The organism is Rhizobium grahamii CCGE 502 (assembly GCF_000298315.2).
Lineage (GTDB): Bacteria > Pseudomonadota > Alphaproteobacteria > Rhizobiales > Rhizobiaceae > Rhizobium > Rhizobium grahamii.
This window is the reverse complement of the sequence record NZ_AEYE02000031.1, coordinates 42,479-67,161: the sequence shown is the minus strand read 5'-3', so window position 1 is coordinate 67,161 and position 24,683 is coordinate 42,479. Positions and strand designations below refer to the sequence as shown.

Below are 24,683 nucleotides of genomic sequence, written 5' to 3'. Positions count from 1 at the left end.
CAGTGCCCTTTTCCGGCCGGTTTCCTGATCCAGTTATCTGCATTCTTTCCGGCCGAACGTCGCTTTCTCAGGAAAAGCCGTCCGGCATTCATTTGACGGGCACATAAAATGACAGCTTCCGGCGTCCGCGTCCGCATTGCTCCCTCGCCGACCGGCGAGCCGCATGTCGGCACTGCTTACATCGCTCTCTTCAACTACCTTTTCGCCAAGAAGAACGGCGGCGAGTTCATTCTGCGCATCGAAGACACCGATGCGACGCGCTCGACCCCGGAATTTGAGCAGAAGGTATTGGACGCGCTGAAATGGTGCGGCCTTGAATGGAAGGAAGGTCCTGATATTGGCGGCCCCTACGGCCCCTACCGTCAGTCCGACCGTAAGGACATCTACACGCCGTACGGCCAGGAACTGCTCGACAAGGGGCATGCATTCCGCTGTTTCTGCACGCCCGAGCGTCTGGAAAAGATGCGCGAAGAGCAGCGCGCCGCCGGCAAGGCGCCGAAGTATGACGGCCTTTGCCTGAAATATTCGGCCGAAGAAGTCAGCTCCAAGATGGCCGCTGGCGAAGGCTCCGTGATCCGCATGAAGATCCCGACCGAGGGCTCCTGCGACTTCACCGACGGCGTCTATGGCGATGTCAGCATTCCGTGGGATTCCGTCGACATGCAGGTCCTGATCAAGGGCGACGGCATGCCGACCTATCACATGGCAAACGTTATCGACGACCATCTGATGCAGATCACCCACGTCGCGCGTGGCGAAGAGTGGCTGGCATCCGTGCCGAAGCACATCCTGCTGTACCGCTACTTCGGCTGGGAACAGCCGGTGTTCATGCATCTTTCCCTGATGCGCAATGCCGACAAGTCGAAGCTCTCGAAGCGCAAGAACCCGACGTCGATCTCCTATTACTCCGCTCTCGGCTACATCCCGGAAGCGCTGATGAACTTCCTCGGCCTGTTCTTCGTGCAGATCGCCGAAGGTGAAGAGCTGCTGACGATGGAAGAGCTCTCCGAGAAGTTCGATCCTGAGAACCTTTCCAAGGCCGGCGCGATCTTCGACATCCAGAAGCTCGACTGGCTGAACGGCCGTTGGATCCGCGAGAAGCTGTCAGAACAGGAATTCCAGGCCCGTGTTCTCGATTGGGCGATGGAAAACGACCGCCTGAAGGCTGGGCTGCGCCTGTCGCAGTCGCGCATCTCCAAGCTCGGCGAACTGCCCGATCTCGCTGGTTTCCTGCTGAAATCCGATCTCGGTGTCGACCCCTCGGCTTTCGCCAAGATCAAGTCGCCGCCGGAAGAGATCCTCGAGATCCTCAACACCGTTCAGCCGGATCTCGAAAAGATCCTCGAATGGAACGTCGAGACGATCGAAGCCGAGCTGCGCGCCATTGCCGATCGCATGGGCAAGAAGCTGAAGGTCATCGTGGCGCCGCTCTTCGTCGCCGTCTCCGGCTCGTCGCGCTCGCTGCCGCTGTTCGACTCGATGGCGATCCTCGGCCGCTCGGTGGTGCGCCAGCGGCTGAAACTGGCTTCTCAGGCAGTCGCCTCCCTCGTCGGCCCGAAGAACTGAACCGGACGTTTGCATCATGACTGAAAAGACCGAAACAGCGACCCTTTCCTCCGACGCAACCGAAGTTCGCGCCCAGAAGCTGAAGCTGCTGCGCGAACAGATCGGCGACGTCTATCCGGCGCATTTCCACCGGACGATGACGAACGCCGAGCTGGCGGAGAAGTACAGGGATCTCGAATCCGACGTCGAGACGCAGGATGTCGTGACCGTCGCCGGTCGCGTCTATTCCTCGCGCAATTCAGGCATGTTCATGGATATCCATGACGCCGGCGGCAAGATCCAGATCTTCAGCCACAAGGATGTGACGCCGGAAGAGGCCCGCAACATGCTGGGCATGATCGATATCGGCGACATCATCGGCGTCACCGGCACGGTGCGCCGCACGAAGCGCGGCGAGCTGTCGATCAACGCCCGCGAGATCACCATGCTCACCAAGTCGCTGCTCCCGATGCCGGAGAAGTGGCACGGCATTTCGGACATCGAGATCCGCTATCGCAAGCGCCACCTCGACATCATGACCAACGAGGAATCGAAGCTTCGCTTCCAGCAGCGTTCGAAGATCGTCTCCGGCATCCGTCGTTTCATGGAAAACGACGGCTTCATGGAAGTCGAAACACCGATGCTGCATTCGGTCTATGGCGGCGCAACCGCCGAACCCTTCAAGACGCATCACAACACGCTGAAACTCGACATGTACCTGCGCATCGCGCCGGAACTGTTCCTGAAGCGCACGCTGGTTTCCGGCCTTACCGACAAGGTGTTCGAGATCAACCGCAACTTCCGCAACGAAGGCGTCTCGACCCGGCACAATCCTGAATTCACGATGATGGAGTGCTACTGGGCCTATGCCGACTACGAGGACATCATGGACCTCGTGGAGCGGCTGTTCGAAAGCCTGGCGCTGTCGATCCACGGCACGACGGACTTCCCCTTCGGCGACAAGACGATCTCCTTCAAGGGTCCGTTCAAGCGTGTTCCGATGCCCGACGCCGTCAAGGAAGTGACCGGCCTCGACTTCCTCGCCATGAAGACGGACGAGGAAGCCCGCACCGCTGCCAAGGCCGCCGGCTTCGAGGTCGAGAAGGACTGGACTTGGGGCGAATGCCTTGCCTTCATCTTCGAAGAGAAGGTCGAGGGCACGCTGATCCAGCCGAGCCACGTCACCCACTTCCCGAAGGACATCTCGCCCTTCGCCAAGGAAGTGCCGGGCGAGCCGCGTCTCGTCGAGCGCTTCGAGACCTACTGCAACGCCTGGGAACTCGGCAACGCCTTTTCGGAACTCAATGATCCGGAAGAACAGCGCCGCCGCATGGTCGAGCAGCTGGAGCAGGCACATGCCCGCGGCGAAAAGGAAAAACAGCTGGACGACGAGTTCCTCGATGCAATCGACCAGGGCATGCCGCCGGCAGGTGGCCTCGGTATCGGCGTCGACCGCCTGATCATGCTCCTGACGAACGCCCCGTCGATCCGCGACGTCATCCTCTTCCCGGCTCGACGCAGCAAGGCTGACTGAGCCGGCTCAACGGAATGAAAAGGCGGCAGCCAGCGGGCTAGCCGCCTTTCTTGTTGGATAGATCAGTGACCGGCAGCGGGTGCGGCTTCCGCCGCAGCCGGTTCTGTGGCGGGTGCTGAATCATGCCCACCGCCTTCCACCGGCTTTTCTTCCTTTGCCTCTTCTTTCTTCTCGGCCTTCTTGCCCTCGCCTTCGCCACCCTTGGTGGCGGCAACGGCGATGGGATCGATACAGTCCGAATAGTCTCTGAAGGACGCGTTCAAAGCGGTGATTTCGTCCTCCGGCAGATCGACGCGCTCGCCGAAGAACAGTCCGTTGGCAGCGGCCTCCCCGTCATAGTAGCGGGCGGTGTAGGTTTTGGCTTCCGCGCTTTCGAGGACCGGATCGGGATGCGGAATGTAGACGACGTCGGCGCCGATCGCCCGGCCGCGAATATCGGACCTAAGCGTCGGGCCGTTGGTGTCGAGTACCACGACCTGCACGAGATCGGGCTTTTGCGCGTCATAGATCGCCTTCGCCACGCGAAGAGCTGTCTTGACCCGCGTCCTGCCATCGGTCGGCTCGGTCTTGATGTACTTGCGGATCCAGACGCGGCTCTGTTTCTTGATGGTGACGAGGTTGACGTCGGTGCAGGCGAGCCCGTTGCTCGCTTCGACAGAGGGACCGAGGATCTTGTCCTTGCCGATATAAAGCGCGGCACCGCCGGAGACGCCCCCAAGGAGGGCGACGCCAGCGATGATAAACACCAATTTCCGGGAAGGCCGGAAGATGCGCAGTAAGGCCTTCACGCCAACTGCTCCGCCATTAACAAACTCCAACGCAATACGAATGGTGTCGACGCTAGAGAAATGACGTTTCCGAATACTTAAACGCGGCCTCCAAGTTTGCATCATTACGGGATTAGTACCAAAAAAGGTCCAAGCTTTCCCGATGCTTGCCAACGTCCTCGCGGCCATGCTCTAACGGCGCATGGCCTTCACGCTTCGTCAAATCCAGTATTTCGTCGCCGTCGCCGAACAAGGCTCCGTAACGCGTGCCGCGCAGAACCTGTCGATCTCGCAATCCTCGGTTACCGAGGCCCTGAAGGAACTGGAAACCGACCTTGGCGTCGAGTTGTTCGAGCGCCATCCACGCGGCCTGACCATCACCCACAACGGCCACCAGTTCCTGCGCCATGCGACCAAGATCCTGGCAAGTGTCTCGGATGCGCGCACCAGCTTTTCCGGCAAGCAGAACGAGTTGTCGGGCAAGCTCAACATCGGCGTCACCTCGCTGGTTGCCGGTTACGTGCTCTCCGACCTTCTGGCCCGCTATCGGCGCGCCTGCCCAGGCGTCGAAGTCAGCGCCATCGAGGACAATGGCGGCTATCTCGAACACCTGCTGGTCGGCGGCGAACTCGACGTCGCTGTCATGGTTATCTCCAACCTGCGAGACCGTATGGCTCTTCAGGCAGAAATCCTGGAAACGTCGCCCTATCGGTTGTGGCTGCCGATGGGCCATCCGCTCGTCTCCGCCGACATCATTTCCGTGGCGGACATCGCCCGCGAACCGCTGATCATGCTGACCGTCGACGAAATCGAGGAAAACACCGGCAAGCTCTTGTCGGCGCTCGGCGCGCGGCCACATGTCGCGTTCCGCACGCGCTCGGTGGAAGCCGTGCGCAGTCTGGTTGCGACCGGCGCCGGCGTGGCGCTGTTGCCCGATCTCGTCTACCGCCCGTGGTCGCTCGAAGGCGACCGCATCGAGAGCCGCGATGTGTCCGGTTCGCTGCCGGTCGTTCAGGTTGGCATGGTCTGGCGCAAGGGCTCGAGCCTGCCGCAAGCGGCGCGCGATTTCGTCGGCATAGCCGAAGCGCTGCGATCAGGTCGGCCCCGCTGACGATTCAGTGCGATATCGGAAATTCCGATATCGACTTTCTGATAAATGAATTTGCGAAACCGAAGAATTCGGCGCACTTTTTCAACCGGGAACATAACGCCACGAAAAGTGGCACAACCGGGAGACATCAGATGAAATATCTTCTGAAATCGTGCACGGCTGCCGTCGCGAGTTTGAGCTTCGTGACTCAGGTCGCGGCCGCCGAACCGCTGAAAGCACTGGGCAAGGGTGAAGGTGCGGTCAGCATCGTCGCTTGGGCGGGCTACATCGAACGCGGCGAAAGCGACAAGAGCTACGACTGGGTCACCAGCTTCGAAAAGGAAACCGGCTGCAAGGTCTCCGTCAAGACGGCGGCGACCTCGGACGAAATGGTCTCGCTGATGAACGAAGGCGGCTTCGACCTCGTCACCGCCTCCGGCGATGCGTCGCTCCGCCTGATCGCCGGCAAACGCGTCCAGCCAATCAACACCGATCTGATCCCGAGCTTCAAGAACGTCGACCCGCGCCTGCAGAAGGGCCCTTGGTATACGGTCAAGGACGTCCACTACGGCGTTCCCTATCTCTGGGGACCGAACGTCCTGATGTATAACACCGACGCCTTCAAGGGGAAGGCGCCGACCAGCTGGAAGGTCGTTTTCGAGGAAGAAACGCTTCCGGATGGCAAATCCAACAAGGGTCGCATCCAGGCCTATGACGGCCCGATCTATATTGCCGATGCCGCCCTTTACCTGATGGCGCACAAGCCGGAACTCGGCATCAAGGACCCCTATGAGCTGAACGAAGACCAGTACAAGGCCGCCCTCGACCTGCTGCGCGGCCAGCGCAAGCTCGTTTCGCGCTACTGGCATGATGCAATGATCCAGATCGACGACTTCAAGAACGAAGGCGTCGTTGCTTCCGGTTCCTGGCCGTTCCAGGTCAACCTGATGCAGGCCGACAAGCAGAAGATCGCTTCCACTTTCCCGGAAGAAGGGGCGACCGGCTGGGCTGACACGACCATGCTGCACGTCGACAGCGAGCATCCGAACTGCGCCTACATGTGGATGGAGCATTCGTTGCAGGCCAAGGTCCAGGGTGACGCCGCCGCCTGGTTCGGCGCCGTGCCATCCGTTCCCGCCGCCTGCAAGGGCAACGAACTGCTGACTGATGAAGGTTGCGCAACCAACGGCTACGACCACTTCGACAAGATCAAGTTCTGGAGGACGCCGACCGCGAAGTGCACGACGCAGAACGAATGCGTACCGTATCACCGTTGGGTATCTGACTATATCGGCGTGATCGGCGGACGATAGTTTCGTCCGCAACCTCTTCTTCTCCTCACTCGGGGAGAGACGCCCTGCGAGGGCAGACGAGGGGGCAACCGAGCAAAAGAGCGGACGTCAGCGCGGGGGCGCGATGACGGAACGCCGAGTTGCCCCCTCGTTGGAGCCTTTTGGGCCACCTTCTTCGCACTGCGAAGAAGTCAAAACAACAGTATATTCCGGAGCTTATCATGACCCCCGCCGTCCGTTTCCAAAAGGTCTCGCGCCATTTTGGTCAGGTCCGCGCCGTCGACGGCGTCGATCTCGAAATTGCGCCGGGCGAATTCTTCGCCATGCTTGGCCCTTCCGGCTCGGGCAAGACCACCTGCCTGCGGCTAATCGCCGGCTTTGAGCAGCCGACGGGCGGGCATATCGAAATCTTCGGCGAGACGGCTGAGGGCATTCCGCCTTATCGCCGCAACGTCAATACGGTCTTCCAGGACTACGCGCTGTTCCCGCATCTCAACATCCTCGACAACGTGGCTTACGGATTGATGGTCAAGGGCGTCGGTAAGGCTGAACGCACCAAAGCCGCCGAGCAGGCGCTTGAGCTGGTTAAGCTTCCGGGCTATGGCGCGCGCAAGCCCGGTCAACTGTCCGGCGGCCAGCGGCAACGCGTGGCGCTCGCCCGCGCCCTCGTCAACAAGCCAAAGGTCCTGCTCCTTGACGAACCGCTCGGTGCGCTTGATCTGAAGCTGCGCGAGCAGATGCAGGAGGAGCTTAAGAGCCTGCAGCGTGCGCTCGGTATCACCTTCATCTTCGTCACCCACGATCAGGGCGAGGCGCTGTCGATGGCCGATCGTGTCGCCGTCTTCAACAATGGCGGCATCGTGCAGGAAGGCACGCCGCACGACATCTACCGCCGTCCGAAAAACCGCTTCGTCGCCGATTTCGTCGGTTCCTCGAATGTTATTGCGCCTGATCTGATGACCTCACTCGGCGGCGAGAAGCGCTGGGCGAGCTTGCGTCCGGAAGCGATCCATCTTGCTGGCGAAGGCTTCGAGGCGCGCGTGGAGCACGCAAGCTTCCTCGGCGCAGCAACCCGGCTCTCGGTCGATATTCGCGGCGCTCGCCTGCACGTCATGCTACCGGCCGGCGCCACCGTTCCTGACGTCGGCGCGCGCGTCCGGCTCGCCTGGCAGCCAGTCGACGTGCATTACATGGATGACGCCGCATGACCGCCCTTGCTTTGACCAAGCCGGTGGAACTTCGTGAAACCTCGATTCTGCCTGGCCGAGGTGGCTTCTTCGGACGCCTTTCCGATGCCTTCTGGCGGCACCCGAAGCTGCTGCTCTTCCTGATGCTGACGCCGCCGCTGCTGTGGCTCGGCATCATCTATATCGGCTCGCTGATCGCGCTGCTGCTGCAGAGCTTCTTCTCGATCGACGATTTCTCGGGCCTGGTGAATTACGAGTTCACGTTTGCGACCTACGCGCAGCTCCTCAGCCCGACCAATTTCGACATCATCATCCGCACCATCATCATGGCGGCGCTGGTGACGCTGGCCTCAGCCGTCGTTGCCTTCCCGATCGCCTACTATGCGGCGCGTTATGCGCAGGGCAAATGGAAGGCGCTGTTCTATCTCGGCGTCATGCTGCCGCTGTGGTCCAGCTATCTCGTGAAGATCTACGCGTGGAAACTCATCCTTGCGAAGGAAGGCATCCTGACCTGGATCTTCGACAAGCTGTACCTGTCCTGGCTGCTCGACGGTGTCCTCAACCTGCCCGTCATCGGCGGCAACTCGCTGTCGGTCAGCTATCTCGGCACCTTCCTCGTCTTCGTCTATGTCTGGCTGCCCTACATGATCCTGCCGACACAGGCGGCTCTCGAACGTGTCCAGGGCAACCTGATCGAGGCCTCGTCCGATCTCGGCGCAACGCCGAGCCAGACCTTCCGCACGGTTCTGTTCCCGCTGGCGCTGCCCGGCATCGTCGCCGGCTCGATCTTCACCTTCTCGCTGACATTGGGCGACTACATCATTCCGCAGATCATCGGCTCGTCGCGCCTCTTCATCGGCCAGGCGGTCTATGCGCAACAGGGTACCGCAGGCAACGTCCCGCTCGCCGCCGCCTTCTCCGTCGTCCCGATCGTCATCATGGCCATCTATCTCTGGCTAGCAAAGAAGCAGGGGGCCTTCGATGCGCTCTGACCGTTCACAGCGTTCGCCGCTGCTCCTGAAGATCGCCGCCGGCGGCGGCCTGCTCTTCCTGCATCTGCCGATCCTTCTGATCTTCGTCTACGCCTTCACGACGGAAGAGAAGAGTTATCAATGGCCGCCACCGGGCCTGACCCTGCAGTGGTTCCCGATCGCATGGAACCGGCCGGATGTCTGGGCAGCACTTGGCCTCTCAGTGCAGGTCGCCGTTATCGCCACATCGATCGCACTGGTGCTCGGCACGCTTTGTGCCGCCGCCGTCAGCCAGACGAAATTCTTCGGCCGTGAAGCGATCTCGCTGCTGGTCATCCTGCCGATTGCGCTGCCCGGCATCATCACCGGCATTGCGCTGCGCTCCGCCTTCAGCCTGTTCGACATTCCGTTCTCGGTCTGGACGATCGTGCTCGGCCACGCCACCTTCTGCGTCGTCGTCGTCTACAACAACGCCGTCGCCCGCTTCCGCCGCACCTCGGGATCCCTGATCGAGGCATCGATGGACCTCGGCGCGGACGGCTTCCAGACCTTCCGGCACGTGATCCTGCCGAACATCGGCACGGCGCTTCTGGCCGGCGGCATGCTCGCCTTCGCGCTGTCCTTCGACGAGGTCATCGTCACCACCTTCACAGGCGGCCAGCAATCGACACTGCCAATCTGGATGCTCGAAGAACTCATCCGCCCGCGCCAGCGCCCTGTTACCAACGTGGTCGCAATGGTCGTCGTGCTCGTCACCTTCCTGCCGATCCTGGCAGCCTACTACCTCACTCGCGACGGCGACCAGGTCGCCGGAGCCGGCAAATAAACAGGAAGCGGGATAACCCCCATCCCGCCCCTCAAAGACAAGGGAGAACAGAATGGACACCGCGATGCTGATTGGGTCCCGCTTCGAAGCGGGTACGGAAACGGAAGAGCACATCCTGAACCCGAAGACGGGTGAAACAGTGCTTGACCTGCCGGAAGCCTCGCTTGGCCAGATCGACGCCGCCGTTGACGCAGCAGAAAGCGCGTTCAAGCATTGGTCGCAGACGACGCCGGGCGAACGCTCCAGCTACCTCCTGAAGATCGCCGATGCGATCGAGAAGGATGCCGCAGGCTTTGCAGCCCTCGAAGCTTTGAACTGCGGCAAGCCGATCAATGCCGTGCTCAACGACGAAATCCCCGCGATCGTCGATTGTTATCGCTTCTTCGCCGGTGCGGTGCGCAACCTGCACGGCCCGGTCGCCGGCGAATACCTGCCCGGCCACACCTCGATGATCCGCCGCGACGCCGTCGGCATCGTGGGCTCGATCGCGCCGTGGAACTACCCGCTGATGATGATGGCCTGGAAGCTTGCCCCAGCGATCGCGGGCGGCAACACGGTCGTCTTCAAGCCCTCCGAACAGACGCCGCTGACGGCGCTGAAGATGGCGAAGCTACTCTCCGAAATCCTGCCGGAGGGCGTCGTCAACGTCATCCTCGGCCGCGGCGAAAGCGTCGGCAACGCGCTGATCAACCACCCGAAGATCTCGATGGTCTCGATCACGGGCGACGTCGCAACCGGCAAGAAGGTGCTTCAGGCAGCCGCCAAGACCGTCAAGCGCACACATCTCGAACTCGGCGGCAAGGCGCCCGTCATCGTATTCGACGATGCCGATATCGATGCTGTCGTCGCCGGCATCCGCACCTTCGGCTACTACAATGCCGGCCAGGATTGCACCGCCGCCTGCCGCATCTATGCCGACGCGAAGGTCTACGACAAATTCGTCGCCGACCTCTCCTCGGCTGTCTCATCGATCAAGTTCAACCAGGCCGATGACACTGAAAACGAGATCGGCCCGCTGATCTCCAAACGCCAGCGTGACCGCGTCGAAAGTTTCGTTGCCCGTGCATCCGAGCACAAGCACATGGAAATCACCACCGGCGGAAAGACCTCCGGCGACAAGGGTTTCTTCTACACGCCGACCGTTATTGCCGGCGCCACGCAGGACGATGAAATTGTGCGCCGCGAGGTCTTCGGCCCCGTCGTCTCCGTCACCCGCTTCACCGATGTCGAGGATGCCGTCACCTGGGCTAACGACAGCGACTACGGCCTCGCTTCGTCGGTCTGGACCAAGGACATCAGCCGCGGCATGAAGATGGCGGCCCGCCTGCAATATGGCTGCACCTGGATCAACACCCACTTCATGCTCACCAACGAGATGCCGCATGGCGGCTTAAAGCAGTCCGGCTATGGCAAGGATATGTCGGTCTACGCCTTGGAAGACTACACGGCCGTCCGCCACGTCATGATCAACCACGGTTGATCCGCGCGGCTGGGCAGACAGTCCGGCCGCAATTCAAAACAACAATATACAAAGGGGAGTCCACATGAAACGCCGTACCCTTCTTGCCGCCTTTGGCGGCATCTGCCTCGCCTCGACGTTTGTCGGAGCACCGGTCCATGCCGCCGAGCAGACGCCGCTTGAGGTCGTCCAACAGTATCTCGCCGCATGGAACGCGCATGATGCCACCAAGGCCGCTTCCTACTTCGATGAGAAGGTCAGCTACTACGACGCATCCGTCGGTAAACCGACAGTCGGCAAGGCAGAAGCCAAGGCTGCCGTGATCGACAGCTTCATGGCGGCGGTACCAGACTTGAAATGGGTGATGCGCGGCGATCCGATCGTCAGCGGAAACAAGGTTTCCTTCGAGTGGACCTTTTCGGGAAAGAACAGCGGCGCCTGGGCGGATGGGACCAAGGCAACCGACAAGTCCTTCTCCTTCGACGGCGCCTCCGTCTTCGTCATCGAGAACAACGCGATCAAGCAGCAGTCAGATTATTACGATGCCCTTGGTTTTTACAAGCAATTGGGCCTGATGTAACGGCCCATACGGAATGGCGACGCGCCTCGAGGGCGTCGCCACGAGCCCTCCGCTGCATCCGCAACCTGCGCCCGCGGGTTGCGGAAAAGAGCGTATGGAACAAATTTCCTCGCACTGCGTCATCTAAGCGATGAACAAAGAGGAAAAAATCCATGCTTAAATGGGCTCTTATATTCTTCGTTATTTCGCTGATTGCCGGTTTCTTCGGCTTCTCCGGCGTATCGGCCACGACGGCGACAATTGCGCGCGTTCTTTTCGGCATCGCGCTGGTGATCTTCCTGATCTTCCTGATTTTGGCGCTGATGGCCGGCAATGCTGTGCTTTAGCCTGACGTTCTGCGTTGGGCAGCAAACAGAGGCACAGGGTCCTTGAAGCCTTTCAGGGATACAGCTCCCAGACCTTGGAAGGCGAGACCGCGTACTGCCGCTTCGGCGGCAGTACGCGTATTCAGGCAGACAAGAGTTTGAGACGGCCCGGCAACCAATCGGGTTAGAGAAGGCTTGCACCGACATTGATCGCGAGCGCCAGGATCGTGGTGTTGAACAGGAATGACAGGATGGAATGCAGCAGCGTCAGCTTGCGCATCGTGACCGATGTTGTCGCAACGTCGGCTGTCTGCGAGGCGACGCCGATGGTGAAGGAGTAGTAGAGGAAGTCCCAGTAGATCGGCTCCCGCCTGCCTTCCGGAAATTTCAGGCCCTCTCCCTTCTCGGAACCGCCATAGAAACGGTGCGCATAGTGAACCGTGAACAGGGTATGCAGGAACACCCAGGAAATCAGGATGGTGACGATCGCCACGAGCGCTCTCGTGAGCGCAACGCTTGGCGTTACGTCCTTCACAGAATGCAGCTCGAGGCCGATGCCGGCAATGCTGGCAAGCGCCGCCGAGATCGACAGGAAGAGCAGCAGCGAGTCGGAAAAATCCAGATCCTCGGACTTTTTCCGGATCGTTTCCACACTCGCCCGCAGCATCCGCCACCATGTCGCAGCAATGAAAACGACAGCAGAAACATTCCAGCCTGCGAGCAAATTGCGGGCATTGACCTCGCGCGTCGTCAACAGCAGGAAGACGAGGAGGCCGGCGCAAAGCGACACCAGCACGACGACATGCTTGTGCGCCAACTGCATCGCGCGGCTTGTCCGGCCCTGTCGTTCGTCAGCCATGCATTGCTCCGCCGGTTCGAGATTGCCTTTGATATCAGCTTGATGGCAGCGCGAGCAATATGGCCTCAGCCAGTCCAGCCCCCATCGACGACATGGATCTGACCGGTCGTAAAGCCTGCCTCGTCGCCAGAAAGATAGGTCACAAGGGCAGCGATCTCCTCTGGTGTCGCAATGCGTCCCATCGGCTGGCGAGCGATGAAATCCTTTAGCGCCTTGTCGTAGTCGCCAGTGGCACGCAAGCGATCGTGCAGCGATGGGCTATCCACCGTGCCGGGGCAGATGGCGTTGGCGCGAATGCCCTTCGCCACAAAATCCGAAGCGATCGACTTGGTGAGCCCGATGACGGCCGCCTTCGATGCACTGTAGGCGAAGCGATTGGGAACACCCTTCACGCTGGAAGCGACTGAAGCCATGTTGACGATCGACCCTTTGCCTTTCTCCAGCATGCCCGGAAGAAAAGTACGGCAGGTCGTATACATCGCCTTGGCATTGAGGTTGAAGGAGAAATCCCAGTCCTTCTCCTCGCACTCCAGGATCGTGCCGGCATGGACGAAACCGGCGCAATTGAAGAGAACGTCAACAGGGCCGATCTCGGCCGCGAAAGCCCGGACGGCGTCGCCATCGAGTACGTTAAGAATGTGCTTCTCGGCGCCCTCAAGCGTGGAAAGCGTCTTCTCGTTGATATCAGTCGCATAGACATGCGCGCCGAGCGACAGGAAACGCTCTGCGCTCGCTCGACCAATACCCTGCCCTGCCGCCGTGATGACGACCTTCTTGCCTTCCAGACCGTGGTTCATACGTCCTCCCAAAGAATCCAGCGCTTGCGACGCATTCATTCATATGCAAACAATATATTCAGATTGGCGTCAACCTGAGTGGAGCAGAGTTGCACGCCGGAGGAAGCCTAATCAATCTCATGTCGCCTGGCATGACAAATCTGGTCGCGAACGCCGTCCGACCGATATGCTTATGTCTACGGCAAATACCATGCACTGGGAGAAACAGCATGCTTTTCGACACACACCTGCACATCGTCGATCGGCAGGCGCTTGACTATCCCTGGCTTTCGAGCGCCGGAGATCTCAATCGAGATAGTCTCTACGAAGACTATGCACGCGATGCGATGCGGTGCGGAATCTCCAACGTCCTGCACATGGAAGTGGATGTCGCACCCGCGCGCATCGATGATGAGACGAGCTACGTCAGGGACGTCAGCCGTCGCCCGGATAGCCTCGTACGCGGCGTCATCGCCGCCTGCCGACCGGAGGAAGATGGGTTCGCGGCATATCTCGAGCAATCGCTCTCTGATCCCTTCGTCAAGGGGTTCCGCCGCGTCCTGCATGTGGCACCCGACGATACGGCCATGCGACCGCTGTTTCGCGAGAATGTCCGGCGTCTCTCTGGCACCCGGATGACGTTCGACCTCTGCGTCTTCCCGCATCAATTCGAAACCGTCCTCGCACTTGTCGATTGTTGCCCGGACGTTCGCTTTATTCTCGATCATTGTGCCAATCCGCCGATCAAGGAAGGGATGAGCAAAGTCTGGCGCAAGGGTGTCACGGATTTTTCCCAGCGCCCGAACGTCACCGCAAAGATCTCCGGCGTCATCGCGTATGGTGATCTCAAAAAATGGTCGGTCGACAGCCTGCGCCCCTATGTCGAGCATACGATCGGGAGCTTTGGTTGGGATCGTGTCGTCTGGGGAAGCGACTGGCCGGTCTGCACGCTGGGTGGCGGGCTGACACCCTGGGTCGCGGCCACCCATGCTCTGACTGCAGGCTGCAGCCCGGAGGAGCGCGATAAGTTCTATCAAGCCAATGCCAAGCGCATCTGGTCGATATGAAACAAAAAGGGCGGCACCATCGGCGCCGCCCTTTCAGTTTAGTTCGCCCGATAACCTTAAGCGGCTGCGAGCTGCAGTTCCTTCTGAACATTACCACGCAGCGTGCCGAGGTCCTTGGCGAAGGCACGGATGCCTTCAGCAAGCTTTTCGGTCGCCATCGCGTCTTCGTTCATCATCCAGCGGAAGGTCTTTTCGTCGACGGTGATCTTGGGAGCAGGCTTCGTCACGTCAGGCGACAGCTTGCGCTCGAGCTTACCCTGGTCCTTGGAGAGTTCGTCGAGGAGGTTCGGCGCAATCGTCAAGCGATCGCAACCGGCCAAGGCTTCGATTTCGCCGGCGCTGCGGAACGACGCGCCCATGACGATCGTCTTGATGTCGTTGGCCTTGTAGTAGTTGTAGATGTCGCGAACGGAAATGACGCCCGGATCTTCCTCGGGCGTGAACTCCTTGCCGGTCGACTTCTTGTACCAGTCGAGAATGCGACCGACGAACGGCGAGATCAGGAACACCTTGGCGTCGGCGCAGGCGATCGCCTGGGCCTTCGAGAAGAGAAGCGTCAAGTTGCAGTCGATGCCTTCCTTCTGCAGGATCTCGGCCGCACGAATGCCTTCCCAGGTCGAAGCCAGCTTGATGAGGATGCGGTCACGCTCGATACCACGTTCCTTGTAGGCAGCGATGATCGAACGTGCCTTGGCAAGCGATGCTTCGGTATCGAAGGAAAGGTCAGCATCGACCTCGGTCGACACGCGTCCCGGAACGAGTTTGACGAGCGCAGCACCGACGGAGATCGCGAGGCGATCGGCAACGGCTGCGGAAACGGCCTCTGGATTGCCGCCCTGCTTCTTACCCCAGGCAACGGCTTCCTTGACCGTGTCTGCAAACATCGGCGTGCCCAGTGCTTTGAGGACGATGCTTGGGTTCGTCGTGCAATCAACCGGCTTCAGACGGGCAACAGCTTCGATGTCACCGGAATCGGCAACGACGGTGGTCATTTCGCGGAGTTGGTCAAGCTTGGATGTCATGGTTACTGGTCCTTTTGACTTGAGCTGCGAGCCGGCGCGTATTCGACCGGCAAAATAATCTACGAACAAGCGGTCAGTATGCTGCACATCGGGCTGCGCTCGTCTTGCTCAAACGAACTGCAACGTGAGGGACAGTTGCACCTTACCTCCTCGGACGCATAAGGGCGACTTCTTCGCGGCGACTATCGCTATTACCGCCTAGATATGTCAAGGACATTTGTGCATTTCAATTGACATAAGTGTCACACCCGTCATTATCAGGCGCAACACCGAACCCGTCCTGGCTTAATGGTAGATCTAGGGCGCATTTCGCTCCGGAGGAGATGTGGTCAAGCTCAAACGCGGCACGCACACGGCCTATTCCGAGGCCTCCTCTCTCAGGCTGCGTGCGGCCTGGCTCTATTACAACCAGGGCCTGACCCAGAAGGATGTCGCCGAGCAGCTCGGCATCAGCCGCACCACGGTGATCCGACTGCTCGACGAGGCGATGAAGCGCAGCGAAGTTCAGATCTGGATCAACGACTCGATCGGCGACTGCGTCGAGTTGTCCGTCAAGCTCGAACGCACCTATGGTCTCGATGAGGCGATTGTTGTGCCGGCGCCGGCAAGCCCTGACGCCAATTCAATGGCGAAGAGCGTCGGCTTAGCGCTCGGCCAGTTCCTCTCCGAAGCCGTTCCTGACAATTACACGATCGGCGTCGGCTGGGGACGCACCATGACCGCTTCCCTTTCCAGCTTCCGGCCGCCCCGCCGCGACAATTGCAAGGTCGTCTCGCTGCTCGGCGGCGTCGTCGCCGTCCACCAGACGAACCCGATCGACTACACCTGGCGGCTGGCGAGCCAGCTCGGGGCGGAGTGCTACATGTTCCTCGCCCCGCTGCTGGTGGATTCGACGGAGACCAAGCGGAACCTCATCGAGAAATGCGGGCTCGATACGATCTATCGTCTGGCCGAAACGCTGGATCTCGCGATCGTCAGCTGCGGCGATATCGGGCCGCATTCCACCTCTCTATCGGAAGGCTGGATCTCGAAAGCGGAGCTGCAGCAGCTCATCGACGCCGGCTGCGTCTGCGACACGATGTTCAATTTCCTCGACAAGAACGGCAACACGATCGATCACTCGATCAACAGCCGCGTCATGTCGGTGGACCTCGATACCCTGAAGAAGGCCAAGCACATCGTGCTGTCATCGGGCGGTGCGCATCGCGCCGTGGCTATCCGGGCGACGATCAAACGGATCGGCTGCAACACCCTAATCACCGACGAGAGCGCCGCCAAGGCGCTGCTGGACTTGGCGGAAGCGTCTTAACGGCGCGGGAGGAGCCTTCACCGCAACTGGCAGAGACGCGACAATTGCGATTGCGCCCAATTCCGCCCGAAATCCTGGGTATCCGGCAATTCCGACAGGAGGCTTCCGATCTCGCCGTCGATTTCTATGTGGGTGTCGGTGATTTTGCACGCTCCCACATCGAGCGAGACCGTAGCAACGACCTTGCCCTCCACCGGTGCCATCTGAAAGAGCGCATTGTCGTCGGTCTCGCAGGTCAAAAGCGCCGTCGCCTTCACGGATGCGAGATTGGCCCCCGTCGAACAGACATCTGCGGACACGACCTTGAAGCTGCTGGTTCGATTGGGGCCCACTGGAAGTTGCTCGCATAGCTGCGCGGTCGATATCGCTCGCGCGACCTCCGGCCATAGCGGACTGCTCGTCGCCGATTTACAGCCCGCCCAGGCTGGAACGAGCGATAGCGTGAGCAGGCCAACGGCAATGCCCGCGATCTTGCATGGCTTTTCTCCAGAGTTCATTTCCGCCTCCTCGAGTCCCAGCCAAGGAATCAAGCCGGTGATTCCCGAGTTTTTGATGGCGGGACTCTCAGGGGAGGTAACGTATCCACAGCTTGGATGGATGCGCGACTGCGGTCAGGCGTGCGCCGCTTCCCAGCCCAGCATCGCCCGCTTGCGCGTGAGGCCCCAGTGATACCCCGTCAAAGCCCCGCTCTTGCCGAGTGCGCGATGGCAGGGAACCACGAAAGAAATCGGATTGGCCCCGACCGCCGCGCCAACGGCGCGCATCGCCTTCGGCCGGCCGATGTCATTGGCGATATCACTGTAGGTCACGGCTCTGCCGAAGGGGATCTTCAGCAAGCTTTCCCACACCTGCACCTGGAAGTCGGTGCCGATCAGGACGACTCGCAACGGCTGATCGCAGGCCCAGCGGCCCGGCTCGAATATTCGCTCTGCATAAGGCGCCGTTGCTTCGGCGTCCTCGACATAACTCGCATTCGGCCAACGGCACGCCATATCATCAAAGCAAGCCGCTTCGTCTCCGAGATCACTGAAGGCAAGTCCCGCAAGACCACGGTCCGTTGCCATCACCAGCGCAACGCCGAACGGCGAACGGCGAAGCATGGAAGCCATAGCGGATCGTCAACCCGCCACCTTTCGCCTTCCATTCCCCGGGCGACATCGCCTCATGCGTAACGAAGAGATCATGCAGGCGGCTTGGTCCGGAAAGTCCGACTTCGATAGAGGTCTCCAACAGAGGCATTGCTTCCTCGCGGAGCAGCCGCTTCGCATGGTCGAGCGTGACTGCCTGCAGGAAAGCCTTTGGAGACAGACCGGCCCAGCGGGTAAACGTCTTTTGCAGCTGCGTCGGCGATTGGTTGAGCCGCGCCGCCATCATTTCGAGAGACGGCTGATCGCGGTAGTCCTCGGTGATGAGTTCGATCACCCGGCGTACCGTCTCGTAGTCGGAACCGTCAGGGGTGATGTCGGTGTTCAGCTTGGCTACCATGTTCATGATCTTTCTCCTTACACCAAGGAGATAGTCAAGTGGGCGCCCGCAAGCCACCCGTTTCTTGCGCGTCGATCAAATCCGTTGCTTGACGGTGGCAAGCGCGCCTTTGAAGGCCTTGGCAAAGCTCTCGCGGTCGTCAGGGTTCAGGAAAGAACCGATATCCGTGCCCTTTCCCTCGCCTGTTATATGCATGGAAAGGATGCCGATTTCCTGATGCCGGCGAACGAAGAAGCGCGTCCAGAAGGGATTGAAATGATGTTCGACCATCCGCCCGGAGGGCGCGAACTTGCGCACGGAGATATCGCTCCGCGACACGGTCACTTCCTCCCGCGCACGACCGGCACGGTAGTTCAGCCAGAAGGCGCCGTAGAGCAGCAGGAAATCCAGCCCGAAAAAGAAGCCTATCGGCCAAGCGCCAGTCGCGACGAAGAACATGCCGTACATCAAGCACACTGCACCGGTCAAAAGCAGCAACACCTTAAAGCCTTTGCGACCGAGCGACCGGTACGGAAAAAGCTCGGCAGCAAAAACAGGTTGTTCGTTGGCCCTATCAGCGTTGCTTTCCATCATGGCTGGCAAGTATAGATTTTACATGCCAACTCCGAAACTCAAATCATCAGCCACATCGCCGCAGAACTCAAAAGTGATCATTCGCCGCAAGAAGGCGGCCGCCGTCCGTTCGGCCTATTCCGAGGCTGAACGCGAGGAGATTTTCCGCCGTTTCTCCATCCAGCGGCCGGAGCCGAAGGGCGAACTGGAGCACACCAATCCCTTCACGCTGGTCGTTGCCGTGGCCCTCTCCGCCCAGGCGACAGATGCGGGCGTCAACAAGGCGACGCGTGCGCTTTTCCAGATCGCTGACACGCCTGAAAAAATGCTGGCGCTCGGGGAGGAAAGAGTACGCGATTACATCAAGACGATCGGGCTTTACCGCAACAAGGCGAAGAACGTCATTGCTCTGTCGCAACTGCTGGTCGACAAATTCGGCGGCGTCGTGCCGCAAACGCGCGACGAACTGGTGACGCTACCTGGCGTCGGCCGCAAGACCGCCAATGTCGTGCTCTCCATGGCCTTCGGCCAGCCAACCATGGCGGTGGACACCCACATCTTTCGGATCGCCAACCGCATCAAGCTGGCACCGGGCAAGACGCCTGACGAGGTAGAGGAACGCCTGATCAAGGTGGTGCCAAAACACTACCTCTATCATGCCCACCACTGGCTGATTTTGCACGGCCGTTATACCTGCAAGGCGCGCAAGCCGGAATGCGAGCGGTGCGTGATCGCTGACATCTGCAAGTCTCCCGAGAAGACCTGCGACGTGCCGGCGCCGCTGGTCGAGTTACCGCGCCAGGTGATCGGAGAGGCCGTCGACTAAGGCGGCAATCGCCTGCTCATACTCGCTGCGTTCCTCACCGGCTGCGATTGCGATCGCGGCACGGTCGAAGGCGGCCGAAAGAAGCCGCGCGATCGGCTGCAGCACGGGGCCTCCGCCTGGAAGATGTGCTTCGAGGCCCCGTCGGAGCGTGGCTTCAGCGTTCTCCTCGTCGATGACGCCTGCATCGCGAAGGCCAAGGACGGCGGGTGCCTCCAGCAGGAGCAGTTTCGTTCGCCCCTCTTCCGCCAATGCATCGAAATATGCAGAGCCGCCCTCCAGCAATGCCTGACGAGGGGTCAGATCGCCGGAGGTTCGCGCTTCGATCGCCTCAGCAACCGCTGCGGCTTCCCTTTCGACCACCGCGCGAAACAGCGCCTTCTTGTCCTCGAAGTGATGATAGAGTGCGCCGCGCGTCACCCCCGCGGCGGCGACGATATCTGGCGTTGCCGTATCGCCATAACCTTTCTCCACGAACAAACGGCGCGCGGCATCGAGCAAAGCCTGTTTCGTCTGTTCAGTGCGCTCGCGATTGCTTCTGCTCATAGGATTCTCTTTACATACAATCTGCACGTATGTTAATTACAAAACATGCAGATTGTATGAAAAAACGAGCAGAGGGAAAAGAGATGAAATCGACAAGCTACTATCCCGTAATCATGACTGACCGAGTCCACGAGACAGCACGCTTCTACATCGGGCATTTCCGCTTCAAGGCGCTTTTCGAAAGCGATTGGTACATTCACCTGCAGTCGATGGACGACGAGCACGTCACCCTCGCAATCCTCGACGGCAGCCATGAGACGATCCCGGAAATCGCACGCGGCAAGGTCTCCGGACTGCTTCTCAATTTCGAAGTAGACGATGTCGACGTTATCTATGCGGCCTGCGGAGAGGCGAAGTTGCCGATCCTGAAGCCGATCTGCGACGAGGATTTCGGACAGAGACACTTCATCACGGCCGACCCGAACGGTGTTCTGATCGACATCATCAAGCCGATACCGCCGAGCGCCGAATACGCTGCAATGTACGACGCCTCAGCGCTACCAACCTGATTCAGCAGCGAAAGCTCGCGTCCTCGCGGGAGATCAGCTTGTGCAGATGAACCATTAGCCCTGCCGCAAACAACGGCGTCAGCAGGTTGACGACCGGGACAGCAAGGAACGCGGCAATGACGAGTCCTGCGAGAAAGACCGTCGCCGCATGCTTCGCGCGGAATGCCCGCGCCTCCTGCGGCGAGCGGAACCGCATCGCTGCAAACTCGAAGAATTCGCGGCCAAGCAGGTAACCATTGACCAGGAAGAAGGCAATCAGGTTGACGCCGGGAAGGAAGAGCAGAAAAAGCGCGACGACATTGCCGAGGACGATAACGCCGAGAAACTTGATGGAGCTTGCGAGCGCTGGACCGAGCGGCATCGCGGTGCCGGCTTGGTCCGCAGGATAGTCCCGCTTTTCAACAACTTGGGCCACGTCATCGAGAAACAGGCCGGCAATCAGCGCCGTTACCGGGGACAGCAGCAGGGCTAACCCGAGTGCCAGTCCAATCCCGGCCGCGATCGCAAACACGAACCCTAGCCACCCGGCCCAATCTGGCATGGCCGGAAAGAAGCTCGCAATCCACGGGAAAACGAATGACATAAAAGCACTTCGCAATGCTAGCCAAAGCCCTACGAGCACCAAAAGAGTCAAACCCAGGACCTTCCAAAAGACTGAACGTGTCTCCGCTGCAAAAAGGTTGACAAGGGATAGTCGAGCGGCCTCTAAGATCATCCTGGGGTCTCCGGTTGCAATAACCATGTAGGAATCTGAAGTTTGAACGGCAAGGCTGAAATAAATCCGGCCGATCGCCCCAAAACTTGTCGGGAAACCTATGTTAATATATAGTAATTTATCATCTAAGATTGCTTTATCCTGAGGCGCAGCTTTCGGAATAGTTGCAAGCCACACTGGTTGCCCTGCCTATCCGGGAATTGCTTGGGAAGATCTGGACGGCTGACGTGGAAGATTTTGTTCAAAAGCTCCGCCAATATGCCAAGTCCGGCACCCCGGCCGAGCGACGAATCGCGAAGTACTTCTCCGAACACCTGAACGATCTGCCGTTCGAAACAGCCGCTTCGGTTGCCGATCGCCTGGATCTCAGCCCAATGACGGTGGGCCGCTTTTTACGCGCACTCGGCTATCAGGGACTCGACAGCGTCAAGGTCCACATCCGTGAAACAACGGCCATCTCGCCGACGCAGATGCAGGCATCTCTCACTGAGCTGCAAACCGATGCTACCGCCGGCAAGCCGCTCGCCGTACTCGTCTCCGAACAGATCCAGGCATTGCACCACATATACCACCTGACCGGCCAGCAGCAGTGGACCGAAGCCGTTTCGATGATCTCAGCCGCTCATGAGGTCTTTATCGCTTCGCATGCGCGCCTGTCCGGTTTCGCATCCCACTTCGCCCAGCGATTGACCTATGCACGCGATGGCGTGCATGCGCTTGATGGTACGGGTAGCCGTTTCGCCGAGCTCTTCGCACGGCTCGATGGCAATGATGCCCTGCTGGTGGTGATCGATAGCCGCCGTTTCGGCAAGGCCCGCCTGCTCGCCCGCACGGCACGGCGCTACGGATACAAGGTCATCCTGATTACCGCGCAGGGCGCCAATTGGATACCGGATCAGGCCAATCTGGTGCTTACCCTTCCGCCTGCCCGCTCCGACGACACCGACAATCTGCCGCCATTGATGGCCTTGCTCGACTGCTTGTCGGAAACCGTCATCGCCGCCGCCGGCGACGAGGCAAGTGCTCGCACCCGCCGGATGACCGAGTTCGGCAGCATGCTTGGAGAAAGCGCAAACCGCTAGATCAAGGCCGCGACAGCTTGTCCTCAGGCGAGGGCGATTGACCGGCGCCTACTCCATCGCCTCCAGTTCGGCGCGGTGACGATACATGGCAAGCAGCCTGCGATAGTCGCGGTCGTAAAGAGCCTGCTTGGTCGCATTCGGCAGCCGCTCTTCGCCTCCGGGATACATCGCTGCTCCCGCTTGTGCGAGATCAGGATAGAGACCGCATGCCACGGAAGCCGCCATCGCCGTGCCGAGGAGTACGGCCTCATTCATCTTCGGCACCACCACCTTGCAGCCGGTGGCATCCGAATAGAGCTCCATCAGCACCGGGTTTTTAACATGGCCGCCGGCGACATGCAGGGTATCCGGTACATAACCATACTCTTTCATCCGCTCCAGGATGTGGCGTATCCCGAGCGCTATCCCCACTGCGGTACGCCAATACAGCGCGCAGAGCCCGTCGAAGGAGGTGTCCAAGGTCAGGCCGCTTACCGTGCCGACGGCATGCGGATCAGCGAGCGGGGAGCGGTTGCCGTGAAAATCCGGCAGGACGAAGATCCGCGCACCGAATTCGTCCCCCTCGTCGGCGCGGAGCTGCGCGATCCTAAGGACGATCTTCTGGTGCAATGCCGCGCTCGGCTCGCCGCCGGCCGCGTGCATCCGTACGATATGGTCGAGCAAGGCTCCGGTCGCCGATTGCCCTGCTTCTACCAGCCAGGTCTCCGGAAAGACGGCTTCGTAGTAGGGTCCCCACATGCCGTGGCTCGGCTTGCGCTCGCGCGAGAACGAGACGATGCAACTCGACGTGCCAGCGATCAGGGCCAGCTGGCGCTCGAGCCCGCGGGCATCGCCCGCCTCGCCGCCGAGTGTGCCGAGTGCTCCGGCATAGGCATCGATCATGCCCGAGGAAACGTGGCACGCCGTCGTCAATCCCAGCGCCGAGGCGGCCTCCTGCGTCAGGGTCCCGACACTCTTGCCAACCGCCACCGTTTCCTCCGGCAGCCGTCCGCGTTCCAGCAGGTCGTCGAGCCCGATCTGCTCGAGAAAGTCCTTCTGCCAACCTTTTTTGAGATGCGCCAGGTAGTTCCATTTGGCTGTCAACGTGCAACGCGAGCGGGCCAATGCACCTGTCGCCTTCCAGGTCATGAAATCCGCCAGATCGAAGAGATAGCCGGTGTTCATCCAAGTGCCGGGCAGCTTCTTCTTCAGCCACATCAGCTTCGGCATTTCCATTTCCGGGGACATGAAATGGCCTGAGTGCTCCAGCACCGGATGCTGCGTCGCCGTGCAGAAATCGGCCTCCCTCAGCGCCCGGTGGTCGAGCCAGACGATGGTGTCGAAACGCCGTTCGCCGCCAGTCGAAACACTGATCTGGTTGCCCTCGACATCGCGCACGACGAGCGAGCAGGTGGCGTCGAAGCCAATAGCGCCGACCGATGCGGGCGCAGCCCCCGATTGCTCCATTGCCTTGCGCACAGCAATGCAGACTGCCGACCAGATGTCTTCGGAATCGTGCTCGGCGTGGTTTTCACGCGGTCGGTTCATGATGATCGGGTGTTCGGCCTTGCCCAGCAGCGCGCCGCGAGCGTCGAAGACGCCGGCGCGCGCACTGCCCGTGCCGATATCGACCGCAACCACATGCTGAGGCATTAAAGGTGCATCCCGTCCTGCTTATCTTTGCGGACAAGGTGTATCAATTCCGGCATCGCGTCAAACACGGCTTCGGGCGAAAGCCGATCCAGTTCAGCGCGATAGCCGGAAAAATTGGCGTGTGAACCACCGGTGAAGGCGAACACCCTCATGCCAGCGGCCTTTGCCGCCTCGATCCCGGCGGGGCTGTCTTCAATCACGACACAACTTGTCGGATCGACGTTCATTTCACGCGCTGCATGCAGGAACAGGTCCGGGGCTGGCTTGCCATGCTTGACCATCGTCGCACTGAAGATATTGGGCAGTCGATCGATCAAACCGGTAACCGTCAACGACAGTCGGATGCGCTCGACCTGGCTGGAAGAGGCAACGCAGCACGGAATGCCGAGGGTGTCGATCGTTTCGGCGATCCCGTCCATCGGCTTCAGCTCCTTGCGAAAACGGGCGTAGAGATCGGTGCGGATCTGCTCCAGGAATTCCTGGCCCGGGTGGACGTTGTATTCGCTCTTCATCGTCTCGATCACCGTTGCCAGACTGCGTCCGAGGAAGCGGCCGTAGACCTCTTCCTCGGTGATCGGGATATTGAGATCGTTCATCGCCTTGACGAGAACGCTCACCGATATCGGTTCGCTATCGACGAGGACGCCGTCGCAATCAAAGATGACCAGCCGTGTTTCAGCCTCTGCCATGGCAGACCCATTCGCAATTTGGTGCAGGAAAGTTCCAGCCGCCGGACTTGGCGGACGCGGC

General features: G+C 60.1%; 25 protein-coding genes and 1 pseudogene. 15 read left to right on the top strand and 11 right to left on the bottom strand.

Annotated features, from left to right (window positions below):
- Positions 1-108 precede the first annotated feature (108 nt).
- Both gltX and lysS read left to right on the top strand, forming a co-directional pair.
- Positions 109-1,566 (top strand): glutamate--tRNA ligase, encoded by a 1,458-nt coding sequence (gltX, locus tag RGCCGE502_RS24875; RefSeq protein ID WP_016556968.1) that lies wholly within the window; start codon positions 109-111, stop codon positions 1,564-1,566.
- A gap of 16 nt (positions 1,567-1,582) precedes the next feature.
- Positions 1,583-3,079 carry a lysine--tRNA ligase gene (gene lysS / locus RGCCGE502_RS24870; protein ID WP_016556967.1) on the top strand — a complete coding sequence of 499 codons (1,497 nt, stop codon included), beginning with the start codon at positions 1,583-1,585 and terminating at the stop codon, positions 3,077-3,079.
- Between the two features lie 62 nt (positions 3,080-3,141).
- Here lysS and RGCCGE502_RS24865 read toward each other — a convergent pair whose 3' ends face one another.
- Positions 3,142-3,867, bottom strand: coding sequence for a hypothetical protein (locus RGCCGE502_RS24865; RefSeq protein WP_016556966.1), 726 nt, complete (start codon positions 3,865-3,867; stop codon positions 3,142-3,144).
- Between the two features lie 181 nt (positions 3,868-4,048).
- Here RGCCGE502_RS24865 and RGCCGE502_RS24860 point away from each other — a divergent pair, with 181 nt between their 5' ends.
- From RGCCGE502_RS24860 to RGCCGE502_RS35015, 8 genes are all read left to right on the top strand, one after another.
- Positions 4,049-4,957 (top strand): LysR family transcriptional regulator, encoded by a 909-nt coding sequence (locus RGCCGE502_RS24860; RefSeq protein WP_016556965.1) that lies wholly within the window; start codon positions 4,049-4,051, stop codon positions 4,955-4,957.
- 131 nt (positions 4,958-5,088) lie between these two features.
- Entirely contained in the window at positions 5,089-6,249 is a 1,161-nt protein-coding gene (locus RGCCGE502_RS24855) for an ABC transporter substrate-binding protein (RefSeq protein ID WP_016556964.1), read from the top strand.
- A 200-nt stretch (positions 6,250-6,449) separates the two neighbouring features.
- Positions 6,450-7,436: an ABC transporter ATP-binding protein gene (locus RGCCGE502_RS24850; protein ID WP_016556963.1), complete on the top strand. Its 987-nt coding sequence runs from the start codon at positions 6,450-6,452 to the stop codon at positions 7,434-7,436.
- A complete protein-coding gene (locus tag RGCCGE502_RS24845) occupies positions 7,433-8,407 on the top strand; it encodes an ABC transporter permease (RefSeq protein ID WP_016556962.1) in 975 nt (324 codons plus the stop codon). The genes RGCCGE502_RS24850 and RGCCGE502_RS24845 overlap by 4 nt, the downstream gene beginning before the upstream one ends.
- Positions 8,397-9,212: an ABC transporter permease gene (locus tag RGCCGE502_RS24840; protein ID WP_016556961.1), complete on the top strand. Its 816-nt coding sequence runs from the start codon at positions 8,397-8,399 to the stop codon at positions 9,210-9,212. Before RGCCGE502_RS24845 ends, RGCCGE502_RS24840 begins: the two co-directional genes overlap by 11 nt.
- 52 nt (positions 9,213-9,264) lie before the next feature.
- Positions 9,265-10,692 (top strand): gamma-aminobutyraldehyde dehydrogenase, encoded by a 1,428-nt coding sequence (locus tag RGCCGE502_RS24835; RefSeq protein WP_016556960.1) that lies wholly within the window; start codon positions 9,265-9,267, stop codon positions 10,690-10,692.
- A gap of 64 nt (positions 10,693-10,756) precedes the next feature.
- Positions 10,757-11,251 (top strand): ester cyclase, encoded by a 495-nt coding sequence (locus RGCCGE502_RS24830; protein ID WP_016556959.1) that lies wholly within the window; start codon positions 10,757-10,759, stop codon positions 11,249-11,251.
- 152 nt (positions 11,252-11,403) lie between these two features.
- Positions 11,404-11,577: a DUF1328 domain-containing protein gene (locus RGCCGE502_RS35015; protein WP_016556958.1), complete on the top strand. Its 174-nt coding sequence runs from the start codon at positions 11,404-11,406 to the stop codon at positions 11,575-11,577.
- 163 nt (positions 11,578-11,740) lie between these two features.
- Here the strand turns inward: RGCCGE502_RS35015 and RGCCGE502_RS24820 are convergent, their stop codons facing one another.
- Positions 11,741-12,415 (bottom strand): DUF1345 domain-containing protein, encoded by a 675-nt coding sequence (locus RGCCGE502_RS24820; protein WP_016556957.1) that lies wholly within the window; start codon positions 12,413-12,415, stop codon positions 11,741-11,743.
- A 65-nt stretch (positions 12,416-12,480) separates the two neighbouring features.
- Positions 12,481-13,212, bottom strand: coding sequence for an SDR family oxidoreductase (locus tag RGCCGE502_RS24815; RefSeq protein ID WP_016556956.1), 732 nt, complete (start codon positions 13,210-13,212; stop codon positions 12,481-12,483).
- Positions 13,213-13,421: 209 nt separating this feature from the next.
- On the opposite strand from RGCCGE502_RS24815, the gene RGCCGE502_RS24810 reads away from it, so the two are divergent.
- A complete protein-coding gene (locus RGCCGE502_RS24810; protein ID WP_016556955.1) occupies positions 13,422-14,258 on the top strand; it encodes an amidohydrolase family protein in 837 nt (278 codons plus the stop codon).
- A gap of 56 nt (positions 14,259-14,314) precedes the next feature.
- On the opposite strand, the gene tal is transcribed toward RGCCGE502_RS24810, so the two are convergent.
- Positions 14,315-15,280: a transaldolase gene (gene tal / locus RGCCGE502_RS24805; protein WP_016556954.1), complete on the bottom strand. Its 966-nt coding sequence runs from the start codon at positions 15,278-15,280 to the stop codon at positions 14,315-14,317.
- A 325-nt stretch (positions 15,281-15,605) separates the two neighbouring features.
- Between tal and RGCCGE502_RS24800 the strand changes: the two genes are divergently transcribed.
- Positions 15,606-16,589, top strand: a complete 984-nt coding sequence (locus RGCCGE502_RS24800; protein ID WP_016556953.1) for a sugar-binding transcriptional regulator — start codon at positions 15,606-15,608, stop codon at positions 16,587-16,589.
- A gap of 17 nt (positions 16,590-16,606) precedes the next feature.
- Here the strand turns inward: RGCCGE502_RS24800 and RGCCGE502_RS24795 are convergent, their stop codons facing one another.
- From RGCCGE502_RS24795 to RGCCGE502_RS24785, 3 genes and pseudogenes are all read right to left on the bottom strand, one after another.
- Positions 16,607-17,086 carry a hypothetical protein gene (locus RGCCGE502_RS24795; protein WP_016556952.1) on the bottom strand — a complete coding sequence of 160 codons (480 nt, stop codon included), beginning with the start codon at positions 17,084-17,086 and terminating at the stop codon, positions 16,607-16,609.
- A gap of 114 nt (positions 17,087-17,200) precedes the next feature.
- Positions 17,201-18,080 (bottom strand): annotated as a pseudogene (locus tag RGCCGE502_RS24790) (methylated-DNA--[protein]-cysteine S-methyltransferase).
- Positions 18,081-18,149: 69 nt separating this feature from the next.
- Positions 18,150-18,647 (bottom strand): DUF2244 domain-containing protein, encoded by a 498-nt coding sequence (locus tag RGCCGE502_RS24785; protein WP_016556951.1) that lies wholly within the window; start codon positions 18,645-18,647, stop codon positions 18,150-18,152.
- A 22-nt stretch (positions 18,648-18,669) separates the two neighbouring features.
- Here RGCCGE502_RS24785 and nth point away from each other — a divergent pair, with 22 nt between their 5' ends.
- The gene (nth, locus tag RGCCGE502_RS24780; protein ID WP_019280693.1) at positions 18,670-19,452 is read left to right on the top strand and encodes an endonuclease III; all 783 of its coding nucleotides are present in this window, start codon (positions 18,670-18,672) and stop codon (positions 19,450-19,452) included.
- Here nth and RGCCGE502_RS24775 read toward each other — a convergent pair.
- On the bottom strand, positions 19,417-19,995 hold the full coding sequence (locus RGCCGE502_RS24775) for a TetR/AcrR family transcriptional regulator (RefSeq protein WP_016556949.1): 579 nt from the start codon (positions 19,993-19,995) through the stop codon (positions 19,417-19,419). The genes nth and RGCCGE502_RS24775 overlap by 36 nt on opposite strands.
- An 83-nt stretch (positions 19,996-20,078) precedes the next feature.
- On the opposite strand from RGCCGE502_RS24775, the gene RGCCGE502_RS24770 reads away from it, so the two are divergent.
- Positions 20,079-20,504 (top strand): VOC family protein, encoded by a 426-nt coding sequence (locus RGCCGE502_RS24770; RefSeq protein WP_016556948.1) that lies wholly within the window; start codon positions 20,079-20,081, stop codon positions 20,502-20,504.
- A gap of 1 nt (position 20,505) precedes the next feature.
- Here RGCCGE502_RS24770 and RGCCGE502_RS24765 read toward each other — a convergent pair whose 3' ends face one another.
- Entirely contained in the window at positions 20,506-21,219 is a 714-nt protein-coding gene (locus RGCCGE502_RS24765) for a sulfate transporter family protein (protein WP_016556947.1), read from the bottom strand.
- 227 nt (positions 21,220-21,446) lie between these two features.
- On the opposite strand from RGCCGE502_RS24765, the gene RGCCGE502_RS24760 reads away from it, so the two are divergent.
- Positions 21,447-22,301 carry a MurR/RpiR family transcriptional regulator gene (locus tag RGCCGE502_RS24760; RefSeq protein WP_016556946.1) on the top strand — a complete coding sequence of 285 codons (855 nt, stop codon included), beginning with the start codon at positions 21,447-21,449 and terminating at the stop codon, positions 22,299-22,301.
- 48 nt (positions 22,302-22,349) lie between these two features.
- On the opposite strand, the gene RGCCGE502_RS24755 is transcribed toward RGCCGE502_RS24760, so the two are convergent.
- Complete coding sequence (locus tag RGCCGE502_RS24755; RefSeq protein ID WP_016556945.1) at positions 22,350-23,933, bottom strand: FGGY-family carbohydrate kinase; 1,584 nt, start codon at positions 23,931-23,933, stop codon at positions 22,350-22,352.
- On the bottom strand, positions 23,933-24,622 hold the full coding sequence (locus RGCCGE502_RS24750) for an HAD family hydrolase (protein ID WP_016556944.1): 690 nt from the start codon (positions 24,620-24,622) through the stop codon (positions 23,933-23,935). The genes RGCCGE502_RS24755 and RGCCGE502_RS24750 overlap by 1 nt, the downstream gene beginning before the upstream one ends.
- Positions 24,623-24,683 lie beyond the last annotated feature (61 nt).